We start from the raw sequence: 10,276 nt of genomic DNA, 5'->3' as shown, positions 1-10,276 counted from the left end.
GTCGGGGGGCCCCCCCGCGGGGCGCCCCGCGGTGGGCCCCCCTAGGGGTGAAACGGCCGTCTTCCCAGCTCTGAGGCGCTACGCGACCCACACGGATCGGAACACAGCCCCCCTTGCGGCTCGCTCAGAGGCCGAGCTCCCCGGTGAAGACCTCTACGGCCGGGCCGGTGAGGAAGACCCGGTTGGTGGGCTCGTCCCAGCGCACCCGCAGCTCTCCCCCGTCCAGAACCACGGTTACGTCTCGCCCGGCCCGGCCCGTCCAGGCCGCCGCCACCGCCGCGGCGCAGGCGCCGGTGCCGCAGGCCAGGGTGACGGCCGCGCCCCGCTCCCACACCCGCATGCGCAGCCGGTCCGGGGCGAGCACCTGCACGAACTCGGCGTTGGTGCGCCGGGGAAAGAAGGGGTGGACCTCGAGAAGGGGGCCCACCTCGGCCACCGGGTAGGCCTCGGCGTCGTCCACGAAGACCACCGCGTGGGGGTTTCCCATGGAGACGCAGGTGACGGCGACCGAGGAGCTGCCCACGGGGAGGTCTCGGTCGCGCACCGGGCCCGCCGCGTCCACGGGGATGCGCGGGCCGTCGAGGATGGGCTCGCCCATGTCCACTTCCACGTCACCTCCCCGGAAGCGGGTGACGACGATCCCCGCCAGGGTCTCGACCCGCAGCGTCTCCCCGGCGGCCAGGCCCCGGGCCCGCGCGTAGAGGGCGGCGCACCGCACCCCGTTGCCGCACATCTCGGCCCGGCTGCCGTCGGCGTTGTAGATGTCCATGCGCAGGTCCGCGGTCGCCGAGGACCGCAGGAGGAGCACCTGATCGCAGCCGACCCCGAAGCGCCGGTGGGCGATGCGCGGCGCGAGCTCGGGCCAGTCGGCCCGCTCGCCCCCGCGCTCGTCGACCACGACGAAGTCGTTTCCCAGGCCGTGCATCTTTACGAAGGGCAGTCCCATGGGCCTCCCGTCCTGACGCGCCGTTGGAGCGGCTTTCGCGGGCCCCTTCTTGACCCTCCCGGGGCCCGATGCTAGAGTCTCGGGCAGATGCTTTGTGGAGGTCCCGATGGAGCATGCAATCCGCGATCCCCAATCCGCCCGGCGCCTCGCCCGGACGATTGTAAGCGACATCGCCCTGTACCACAAAGACGAGGTGGAGCGGGGGATCGTGGAGGACAACCTCTTCGAAGTACTCTCCGGGGCCATCGAAGAGGGCCGCAAGCACTACGAGGCCCGGGTGGACGCCAGCCTCTACCGCCTCGGCCTCTACGAGAAGGCCCTGGTGGACTTCCTCCTCAAGCCTTTCGGACGCCTCAAGTCCCGCATCTGGTGAGCTCTCCTTCCGAGGCCGAGGTCTACGAACGGGTGGCCGAGCCGGACGCCGGGCGACTCGACCGGTATCTGGCCGGGGCAGGGCTGCCCGTGAGCCGCTCGCGCATCCAGAAGCTGGCGGAGGGGGGGCGGATCACGGTGGACGGCCGGCCCGCCCGTGCGAGCCACAGGCTCAAGGGGGGCGAGCGCATTCGGATCGAGGTGCCCCGGGCGGTCGAGGCCTCGGCACAGCCCGAAGATCTTCCCGTGGAGCTCCTCTTCGAGGATCCCTGGCTCGCCGTGGTCGCGAAGCCCCGGGGGCTGGTGGTCCATCCCGCTCCCGGGCATCTCTCGGGGACCCTGGTCAATGCGCTCCTCCACCGCTGCCCGGACCTCTCGGGGGTGGGCGGAGTGCTGCGGCCGGGGATCGTGCACCGGCTCGACAAGGACACGTCGGGCCTCCTGGTGGTGGCCAAGGACGACGCGGCCCACAGGGCGCTCCAGGCGCAGTTTGCCGGGCGCACCGTGCGCAAGGTCTACCTCGCCGTGGTGTTGGGCCGGCTGGAGGGCGAGGGGGTGGTGGACCGCCCTGTGGGGCGTCACCCTTCGGACCGAAAGAAGATGGCCGTGGACGCCCCCAGGGCGCGGCCCGCGGTCACCCGCTGGCGCGCCCTGCAAGCCCTGGCAGGTGCCACCCTCGTGGAGGCCCGGATCGAGACCGGGCGGACCCATCAGATCCGGGTCCACCTGGCGAGCCTCGGCCACCCGGTGGCGGGGGATCCGTTGTACGGGGGCGTGCGGGGCGTCAGGGGCGTGGCGGAGGTGGGCGCGCGCCGGCGCCTGGGGCAGGAGACCGGTCAGGCGCTGCACGCCTGGAAGCTGGGCTTCCGGCACCCGATGACGGGGGCGGAGATGGCCTTCGAGGCCCCCCTGCCGGAACCCCTGGCCCGGCTCATTCGGGAGCTGGGGGGCGAGGTGCCGGGGGCGTGATCCGCACCAGCTCGGCCGTGAAGCTTCCCACCACCACCGAGCTCTGGAGCTTTACCGGCCGGCGCCACTCGTCGTCGGTGAGCCAGATGAGCATCCGGGCTCCGGGGCTCTTCTTGAAGATCCCGCCGATGCCCTCGATGCGCGGCTCCACGAGCACCGTGGGAAAGGTGCCCAGGGGGGTCCGGACGGTCTCGCGCTTGAGGACAGCGACCGAGCCGGTCACGAGCCGGCTGCCGTCGGTGATGTCCATCTCCACCGTGTCGCGGCCCTCCAGGGGCATGACCCGAAAGGCGTAGAAGGAGGAGAGGGGGTCCTGGACCCCAGGGGGGACCAGGAGGGTGCGGCGGGGTTTTCCGTCCCGGAAGGACTGGGAGGTTCCCGCTTCCGGGTCGAAGAAGACCAGATCCTCCCGAGACTTCTTCCATCCCTCCTGGGTCTTCTTCCGGAAGCGCACCACGGTGGGGTTGGGAGGGCGCACCGTGGACTCGATGGTGTCCCGAACCGGGAAGATCGTGTCCACGTAGGGCAGGGTGCGGGCCTCGGCCCGGAAGGTGAGGAGCCCGTCCTCCCCCGGGAGGACCGCGAGGGTGGCGGTGGCGGCGGGGATGGCGCCCCACCGGATGCGAAACTCCAGCACCTCGCCCACCAGGGCTTCCAGGGCGGGGGGGGCCTCGAAGCCCGGGGACGCAGCAGGCGCCAAGAGGGCGGCCACCAAGGCGAGCACGGCAAGAGGGCGTCGAAACATGGCGGCAGCATACCCAAGAACCCACGGCAGCGGGAACCGCAATCGGGTCGCGTCCCCCTTGCTCGGGAAGGTGGCGGGGCTGCTCCACGGGTTCACCACCCGGTGGGCCGGGGACTTCTCGGGGCCGGAGGCGGCTCGGGGTCTCCAGGACGCCACCGGGGCGCGGGCGCTTCGCCTCCTTCGCCAGGTGCACGGCGTGCGGGTGGAGCGGGTCGTCCCCTCCCGCGCGGGGGACGAGCCGGGAGGGGGCGCCCCGCGGTCTCTCCGCCCCCAGGCCGACGCCTGGGCGGGAAACCCCGGGCCGGAAGTGCTCCTGGGGGTACTCACCGCCGACTGCGTCCCCGTGCTGCTGTGCCACCCGGCGTCGCGTACCCTGGCCCTGGCCCACGCGGGATGGCGGGGGGCGGTGGACGGGGTGTCGGAAGCCGCGCTCGAGGCCATGGGGGTTTCGGCCGAAGAGACTCTTGCCGCCCTCGGGCCCGCCATCGGCCCCTGCTGCTACCAGGTGGGGAAAGAGGTTGCGGACGCGGGGGGCACAGACTCCCCGCGCTTCTCACCCTGGGCCGGGGAGCCGGGGCGCTACCGGCTCGACCTTCCCGGCCTGGTGCGCGACCGACTCGTGGCCGCCGGCGTCCCCCCGGGGGCGGTGGATGTTCTCCCCTACTGCACGGCTTGCCGAGCCGACCTCTTCTACTCGCACCGGCGGGGTGCGGACCTGGGGCGGATGTGCGCCTACCTGGGCTGGGCGCCGGAGCGCGGGGAGGGCTGGGAGGGCGGGCGCACATGAGGCGGCCCGTGCGCCTCATCGGCCTCACGGGCGGCATCGCCACAGGGAAGAGCACGGCGGCGAGGTTCTTCGAAGAGGCGGGGGTCCCGGTGGTGGATGCCGACCAACTGGCCCGGCGGGTTGTGGAGCCGGGTCGTCCGGCCCTGGAGGACATCCGGCAGGCCTTCGGCGACGCGGTCCTGGGGCCCGACGGCCGCCTGGATCGGGCGGCCTTGGGGGCGCTGGTGTTCCGGGACCCCGGGGCACGGGCGCGCCTGGAGGCCATCGTGCACCCCCGGGTGGCCGAGGAGGCCGAGGGGGAGGTACAGCGGCTGCTCGCCGAGACGCCGGGGGGGCTGGTGGTGTACGACGTACCGCTGCTCTACGAGACCGGCGCCGCGGGGCGCTTCGGCCTGGTGGCCGTGGTGTACGTGCCCCGCGCCGAGCAACTGCGGCGCCTTTGCGCACGGGACGGACTCGCCCGTGAGGACGCGCAGCGGCGCCTGGCGAGCCAGCTCGACATCGAAGAGAAGGCGCGCCGGGCCGACGCCGTGCTCGACAACCGGGGCAGCCGCGAGGAGCTGAGAGCCCAGGTTCTGGAGCTGATTCGGCGCGTCCGAGAGGGCGAAACGCGTTTTTTGGATTGACAAACGATGGCGCAGCTTTTACAAGGGACAGCGTTCCGACGCGAAACCACCACGCACCCTCCCTCGGTTTCGCCGCTCCGCCCCGACCCAATCCGTAGAGGCCCCATCCGAAACAGTGCCGGCGCCGCCTGGGCGCCTTCCGGTGCACCGCGGAAGCGGCCCCTCCTTCTTCCAGACCAAGAGCGACCTTGAGACACTCCCCGAACGACTCTTCCCAGTCCCTCCCCCCCGAGCCCGCTGCGCCGCCGCCGATGAAGTCCCATCCGCGCCGCGCAAAGAAGCCCGCCCCCACCACCGGGAGTGCTGCCCCCATGCACCTGCAGGAACTCAAGAAGAAGAGCATCAACGAGCTGACCGAGATGGGCGAGACCCTCAACATCGAGGGCGCGACCCGGATGCGCAAGCAGGACCTGATCTTCGCCCTGCTCAAGGCCCAGACGGAACAGAACGGGAGCATCTTCGGGGAGGGGGTGCTGGAGCTCCTTCCCGACGGCTTCGGGTTCCTGCGGTCGCCCGACTACAGCTACCTCCCCGGGCCCGACGACATCTACGTCTCCCCCAGCCAGATCCGGCGGTTCAACCTGCGCACGGGCGACACCGTGAGCGGGCAGATCCGGCCGCCCAAGGACTCGGAGCGGTACTTCGCGCTGCTCAAGGTCGACATGATCAACGGAGACGGGCCCGACAGCGCCCGGACCCGGATGCTCTTCGACAACCTCACCCCCATCTACCCCAACCAGCGCCTCAAGCTCGAGAGCGAACCCACCCGCTACGAGATGCGGGTGATGGACCTCATCGCCCCCATCGGAAAGGGGCAGCGCGGGCTCATCGTGGCGCCGCCGCGCACGGGCAAGACCGTGCTCCTCCAGCAGATCGCCAACTCCATCACCGCCAACCACTCCGAGGTGGTCCTGATCGTGCTCCTCATCGACGAGCGGCCCGAGGAGGTCACCGACATGCAGCGGTCGGTGAATGGCGAGGTGGTCTCCTCCACCTTCGACGAACAGGCCCAGCGCCACGTCCAGGTGGCCGAGATGGTGATCGAGAAGGCCAAGCGGTTCGTGGAGCACGGCAGGGACGTGGTGATCCTGCTCGACTCCATCACCCGCCTGGCCCGGGCCTACAACACCGTGGTACCCCACTCGGGCAAGATCCTCTCGGGCGGCGTGGACTCCAACGCCCTGCACAAGCCCAAGCGCTTCTTCGGCGCCGCCCGGAACATCGAGGAGGGCGGCAGCCTCACCATCATCGCCACCGCCCTCATCGAGACCGGCAGCCGCATGGACGAGGTGATCTTCGAGGAGTTCAAGGGCACCGGCAACGCCGAGCTCCACCTGGACCGCAAGCTCGCCGACAAACGCATCTACCCCGCCATCGACATGCAGCGCTCGGGCACCCGGAAAGAGGACCTGCTGCTCACCCCGCTCGAGCTCAACCGCATGTGGGTGATCCGCAAGGTGCTCGCGCCCTTGAACCCCGTGGACGCGATGGAGTTCCTCCTGGACCGGATGAAGCGGACCAAGGACAACATCGAGTTCCTGGAGTCGATGAGCGAGTAGCGCCCCCCCACCCTACGGCCAGATCCCGAGCTGCTGGTAGGACACCGCGATCTTGTCGATGGCGGTCACGAAGGCCGCGGTGCGCAGGTCGGCCTCTCCCCGAAGCCGGTCCGCCGTGGAGCGGATCTCCCGGTAGGCCGACACCATGGTCTCCTCCAGACCCGAGTTCACCAGGGCCTCTTCCCCCGGGCCCGTGGCCAGGTGGGCCGCGTCCTTCGCCGAGAGCTCCCTTCCCGTCATGCGCTCCAGGGCCCCCACCAGCCCCTTGTGGATGTCCTCGTCGAAGCGCTTCTCCATGCGGCCGAAGCGCACGTGGGAGAGGTTCTTCAGCCACTCGAAGTACGAGACCGTGACTCCCCCGGCGTTGAGGTAGACGTCGGGGAGGATGAGCACCCCCCGCCCCTTGAGGATCGCCTCCCCCTCGGACGTGGTGGGGCCGTTGGCGCCCTCCGCGACGATCCTGGCCTGCACCCGGGGCGCATTTTCCTTCGTGATCTGGTTCTCCAGGGCCGCGGGGACGAGGATGTCGCAGGGAAGTTCCAGGGCGGCGGCGCTGGAGCCGAGGCTCTCCGCCTCCGGAAAGCCCAGGAGGGACCCGGTCTCCCGCCGGTGCGCCATCACCTTCTCCAGGTTTAGGCCCCGGGGCGCGTGGATCGCCCCCTCGTACTCGGCCAGTCCCACGAGCACGGCCCCCGCCTCCTCCAGGAACTTCGCCGCGTGGTATCCCACGTTGCCCAGCCCCTGAACGACCACCCTCTTGCCTTCGAGCCCCGGCGAGAGCCCCAGGGCCCGCATGTCTTCGGCCACGGCGACGGCCTCCCGCACCCCGAAGCACACGCCGCGGCCCGTGGCCTCGGTGCGCCCCCGGATGCCCCCCTGCCCCACGGGCTTCCCGGTCACGCAGGCCAAGGTGTAGAGCTTGTCCTGGCACAGGGCGCCGTAGGTGTCGGCGATCCAGGCCATCTCCCGGGGGCCCGTGCCGAAATCGGGGGCGGGTACGTCCACCCCGGGGCCGATGAAGTCCTTGCGGACCATCTCGTAGGTGTATCGGCGGGTGATGCGCTCGAGCTCGGCCTCGGAGTACCGCGGCCGCGAGATCCGCACGCCGCCCTTGGCGCCGCCGTGGGGCACGTCCACGACGGCGCACTTGAAGGTCATGAGGGCCGCCAGGGCCATCACCTCGTCCTGGGTCACCGCCAGGCTGTAGCGGATGCCGCCCTTGGTGGGGAGCTTGTGGTGGCTGTGCTCGACCCGCCAGGCGCTCACCACCTCGATGGAGCCGTCGTCGCGCCGCACGGGGAAGTTGACGTGGTAGACGCTGTTGCACTCGCGGATCTGGCGCAGCAGGGCGGGGTCGTGGCCGGTGAAGGCGGCTGCCCGGTTGAAAGTGCGGGTCACCTGGTCCCAGAAGCTCACCCTGCGTGCCATGGCAGTCTCCTTCCCTGCGCCGCCCCGCGATCACCCCCCCTCTCGGGGTGCCTACCCTCTCGCCCGGGAGCCCAGGAGCTCCCAGAGCCAGGCGCTTGTGGCAATCCCCTTGCGGAAGTCGGCAAGGTCTAGTTTTTCATCGGGGCCGTGGGCCCCGTCGTCGGGGCGGCCGAACCCCAGGAGCACCACCGGGGCCCCCAGGAGGCGCTGGAAGGCTTCCACCACCGGGATCGATCCCCCCTCCCGGGTGAAGACCGGCGCGGCTCCGAAGCCCCGGCGCACCGCTTCCGAGGCCGCCCGGACTGCCGTGGTCTCGACCGGAAGGAGGACGGGGCGGGCGCCGTGAAGCCTTCGCACCTCCAGGCGGCAGCCGGGAGGGGTGAGGGCGCGCAGCCTCGCCTCCACCGACTCGGCGATCCGATCCGGGTCCTGGTCGGGCACGAGGCGGCACGAGAGCTTGGCCGAGGCCAGGGCGGGGAGAACCGTCTTCGCACCTTCCCCCGTGTAACCAGACCACAGGCCGTTCACGTCCAGGGTGGGCCGCGCCCACACCCGCTCCAGCACCGAGTAGCCCGCTTCGCCGGCGAGGGCGTCGACCCCCAGGTCGTGCCGGTAGGCGGCCTCGTCGAAGGGCAGGGCGGCGAAGGCCTGCCGCTCCCAGGGCTCGAGGGGGCGCACGGCGTCGTAGAACCCGGGCACGGCCACCCGCCCCCCCTCGTCGTGCAGCGCCGCGAGCAGGGCAGCGAGCGCGTTCGCGGGGTTTCGCACCGCGCCCCCGAAGGAGCCCGAGTGGAGGTCGCGAGCGGGCCCGCGAAGGGCCGCTTCCAGGTACACGAGTCCCCGCAGCCCGTAGGTAAGGGCCGGAACTCCCGGGGCGAACTGGGAGGAGTCGCTCACCACGGCCGCGTCGCAGCGCAGGCGCTCGCGGTTCGCCGCCAGGAAGGCCTCCAGGTTGGCGCTCCCCGACTCCTCCTCCCCCTCGATCAGGAACACCAGGTTCACCGGGAGCCGCCCCCGGGCCGCCAGGTGCGCCCGGGCACCGGCCAGGTGGCAGAAGAGCTGCCCCTTGTCGTCCGAGGCCCCCCGGGCCACGAGCTTCCCCTCCCGTACTGCCGGCTCGAAGGGCGCCGAAGTCCAGTTCTCCAGGGGCTCGGCCGGCTGCACGTCGTAGTGGCCGTACACGAGCACCGTGGGGGCCCCCGGGGCGTCTCGCCACTCGGCTACCACCGCCGGGTGGCCGCCGGTCTCCTCGGCCGCGGCCGAGAAGCCGGCCTCGCGAAAGGCGCCGGCGAGCCACTCGGCGCACCGGCGCACGTCCCCGCAACGGGCGGGGTCGGCGCTCACCGAGGGGATGCGCAGAAAGGCGAAGAGGTCGTCCAGGGTGTCCCCGTCGTTGGTTTCCAGCCAGGAAAGGACGTCGTCCATGGGGTCCTCCGCGGTGAGGTCGGCGGGTTCGGCCCGCCAAGGTACCAATGCCCGGCCGGGGCCGCCAGTCCGCAGTCCGCGCAGGGGCCTCGATCCACCGCCTGGGTGACAAGCGGGATCCGGTAGCCCCTGCGCTCCGCCGCTGGCCAGGAAGGGCGGGAGCGACCCCCCAATCCGCGCCAACTCGAGGAGAGGTGCCTCGCGGAACCGGTGCGCCTCGCTTCACCGGCCTTCATGGGGTGTGACGGATCGGTCGACGCGGTACGGGGCTATGCTCCGTTGCTTCCGGACCCCGCCCCAGGATCAGGTGCTGGATTCTTGGGGGCAACCCCCTGAACTGCCTTGCCCAGGGGCATGGGACGGCCCGTAACTCGCCTTGCGCGTAGGTTGCTCGGCCCGTCAGTTCGCCTGGGTGCGGTCTGCTTGGAATTTGGCGCAGGCGGGCGGCCCTGCCCGGGGACTGTCGAACGCCGGCTCTCTCACGCGGCCAGGTCCTCCACCCGCGCGCCCAGGGCCGCCACCAGGTCGGCGGGGCTGACGAAGACGATGAGGCCCCGCCGCCCGCCGTTGACGCCGATCTTCGGGAAGGTGGTCAGGGGGGCGTGGAGCCACACGGGCATGGCCCTGCGGGTGCCGAAGGGGCTGATGCCCCCCACCAGGTAGCCGGTGAGTTTCTCGGCCTCTTCGGGGGTCGTCATCCGTGCCGACTTGACCCCGGCCAGCCGTGCCAGGTTCTTCAGCGAGAGCTCCGCGTCCCCCGGGAGCACGCACAGGCAGTGGGAGCCGTCGGCCAGGGCGACCACGAGCGTCTTGGCCATGCTCTCCACGGGCCACCCCAGGGCCTCGGCCGCGTACTGCGCCCCCTTGACCTTGTGGTCGTACTCCCGGGCCTCGTGGGGGATCTTCTGCTGCTTGAGAATCCGCAGCGCGTTGGTGGTGGACATGGGGGCCGCTCCTCTGGCACGCTGTTTTCCAACCGGCCGCAAGGATAGGGCAAGCACGCCGCAGGGTCGATCCCCCCGGGGAAGGGGGGCGGCCGAGCCCGAAGGGGGGTGGAGCGAGGAGGCATCCGTGGGACGGGAGAGCAAGCTGCCCGAGATCAGCCCCTACGTCTTTCCGGCGCTCCTGGCCGGCTTCGGGCTGTGGTGCCTCTGGGACGGCTGGTTCACCTCGGACCCCGCCATGCTGGAGCACGCCACCTTCAACCGGGTGGCGAGCGCGGTGCTCCTGCCCTGGGCCCTGTGGGACTACCTGCGGGTGCGCCGTCGGGAGAGGGAGGCCGGTGCCCCCGCCCCACGGGAATCGCAAGACCCCCCGGCCGCCTGACCCCGCCGGCCCCCCCCCCGGTCGCTCTTACCGCTGGCACCATTCGCCGCTCGGCCAGGGACCCTGCCCCCCCGCAGGAGCGGCCCTGGCCGC

The 10,276-nt window shown here is 71.6% G+C and carries 11 protein-coding genes; 6 read left to right on the top strand and 5 right to left on the bottom strand.

Annotation, left to right across the window (positions count from 1 at the left end; translation table 11 throughout):
- Positions 1–124: 124 nt before the first annotated feature.
- On the bottom strand, positions 125–946 hold the full coding sequence (dapF, locus tag AB1578_18510; GenBank protein MEW6489888.1) for a diaminopimelate epimerase: 822 nt from the start codon (positions 944–946) through the stop codon (positions 125–127).
- A 106-nt stretch (positions 947–1,052) separates the two neighbouring features.
- On the opposite strand from dapF, the gene AB1578_18505 reads away from it, so the two are divergent.
- Both AB1578_18505 and AB1578_18500 read left to right on the top strand, forming a co-directional pair.
- The gene (locus tag AB1578_18505; GenBank protein ID MEW6489887.1) at positions 1,053–1,319 is read left to right on the top strand and encodes a hypothetical protein; all 267 of its coding nucleotides are present in this window, start codon (positions 1,053–1,055) and stop codon (positions 1,317–1,319) included.
- Positions 1,316–2,287: an RluA family pseudouridine synthase gene (locus AB1578_18500; protein ID MEW6489886.1), complete on the top strand. Its 972-nt coding sequence runs from the start codon at positions 1,316–1,318 to the stop codon at positions 2,285–2,287. Before AB1578_18505 ends, AB1578_18500 begins: the two co-directional genes overlap by 4 nt.
- On the opposite strand, the gene AB1578_18495 is transcribed toward AB1578_18500, so the two are convergent.
- Complete coding sequence (locus tag AB1578_18495; GenBank protein MEW6489885.1) at positions 2,250–3,032, bottom strand: DUF3108 domain-containing protein; 783 nt, start codon at positions 3,030–3,032, stop codon at positions 2,250–2,252. The two genes, AB1578_18500 and AB1578_18495, sit on opposite strands and share 38 nt — an antisense overlap.
- Between AB1578_18495 and AB1578_18490 the strand changes: the two genes are divergently transcribed.
- The 3 genes from AB1578_18490 to rho all read left to right on the top strand — a co-directional run bounded on the left by AB1578_18490 (position 3,031) and on the right by rho (position 6,004).
- Positions 3,031–3,819: a polyphenol oxidase family protein gene (locus AB1578_18490; protein MEW6489884.1), complete on the top strand. Its 789-nt coding sequence runs from the start codon at positions 3,031–3,033 to the stop codon at positions 3,817–3,819. The two genes, AB1578_18495 and AB1578_18490, sit on opposite strands and share 2 nt — an antisense overlap.
- A complete protein-coding gene (gene coaE / locus AB1578_18485; protein ID MEW6489883.1) occupies positions 3,816–4,445 on the top strand; it encodes a dephospho-CoA kinase in 630 nt (209 codons plus the stop codon). Before AB1578_18490 ends, coaE begins: the two co-directional genes overlap by 4 nt.
- A gap of 311 nt (positions 4,446–4,756) precedes the next feature.
- Complete coding sequence (gene rho, locus AB1578_18480) at positions 4,757–6,004, top strand: transcription termination factor Rho (protein MEW6489882.1); 1,248 nt, start codon at positions 4,757–4,759, stop codon at positions 6,002–6,004.
- Positions 6,005–6,016: 12 nt separating this feature from the next.
- On the opposite strand, the gene AB1578_18475 is transcribed toward rho, so the two are convergent.
- The 3 genes from AB1578_18475 to AB1578_18465 form a co-directional block, all read right to left on the bottom strand.
- The gene (locus tag AB1578_18475; GenBank protein ID MEW6489881.1) at positions 6,017–7,432 is read right to left on the bottom strand and encodes a Glu/Leu/Phe/Val dehydrogenase; all 1,416 of its coding nucleotides are present in this window, start codon (positions 7,430–7,432) and stop codon (positions 6,017–6,019) included.
- A gap of 51 nt (positions 7,433–7,483) precedes the next feature.
- A complete protein-coding gene (locus AB1578_18470; protein MEW6489880.1) occupies positions 7,484–8,857 on the bottom strand; it encodes a dipeptidase in 1,374 nt (457 codons plus the stop codon).
- 479 nt (positions 8,858–9,336) lie between these two features.
- Positions 9,337–9,801, bottom strand: a complete 465-nt coding sequence (locus AB1578_18465) for an aminoacyl-tRNA deacylase (protein ID MEW6489879.1) — start codon at positions 9,799–9,801, stop codon at positions 9,337–9,339.
- A 127-nt stretch (positions 9,802–9,928) separates the two neighbouring features.
- On the opposite strand from AB1578_18465, the gene AB1578_18460 reads away from it, so the two are divergent.
- Entirely contained in the window at positions 9,929–10,183 is a 255-nt protein-coding gene (locus tag AB1578_18460) for a hypothetical protein (protein ID MEW6489878.1), read from the top strand.
- Positions 10,184–10,276 lie beyond the last annotated feature (93 nt).

The sequence above is a fragment of the Thermodesulfobacteriota bacterium genome (assembly GCA_040756475.1).
GTDB lineage: Bacteria > Desulfobacterota > Deferrisomatia > Deferrisomatales > JACRMM01 > JBFLZB01.
The sequence above is the reverse complement of the archived record's forward strand: the minus strand, read 5'-3'. Positions and strand labels throughout refer to the sequence as shown.

What these genes read in the sequence shown, in the direction of transcription:
- AB1578_18470 (MEW6489880.1), bottom strand. Translation starts at nt 8,857, where the DNA reads ATGGACGACGTCCTTTCCTGGCTGGAAACCAACGACGGGGACACCCTG.
- AB1578_18505 (MEW6489887.1), top strand. Translation starts at nt 1,053, where the DNA reads ATGGAGCATGCAATCCGCGATCCCCAATCCGCCCGGCGCCTCGCCCGG.
- AB1578_18475 (MEW6489881.1), bottom strand. Translation starts at nt 7,432, where the DNA reads ATGGCACGCAGGGTGAGCTTCTGGGACCAGGTGACCCGCACTTTCAAC.
- rho (MEW6489882.1), top strand. Translation starts at nt 4,757, where the DNA reads ATGCACCTGCAGGAACTCAAGAAGAAGAGCATCAACGAGCTGACCGAG.
- coaE (MEW6489883.1), top strand. Translation starts at nt 3,816, where the DNA reads ATGAGGCGGCCCGTGCGCCTCATCGGCCTCACGGGCGGCATCGCCACA.
- dapF (MEW6489888.1), bottom strand. Translation starts at nt 946, where the DNA reads ATGGGACTGCCCTTCGTAAAGATGCACGGCCTGGGAAACGACTTCGTC.
- AB1578_18490 (MEW6489884.1), top strand. Translation starts at nt 3,031, where the DNA reads ATGGCGGCAGCATACCCAAGAACCCACGGCAGCGGGAACCGCAATCGG.
- AB1578_18465 (MEW6489879.1), bottom strand. Translation starts at nt 9,801, where the DNA reads ATGTCCACCACCAACGCGCTGCGGATTCTCAAGCAGCAGAAGATCCCC.
- AB1578_18495 (MEW6489885.1), bottom strand. Translation starts at nt 3,032, where the DNA reads ATGTTTCGACGCCCTCTTGCCGTGCTCGCCTTGGTGGCCGCCCTCTTG.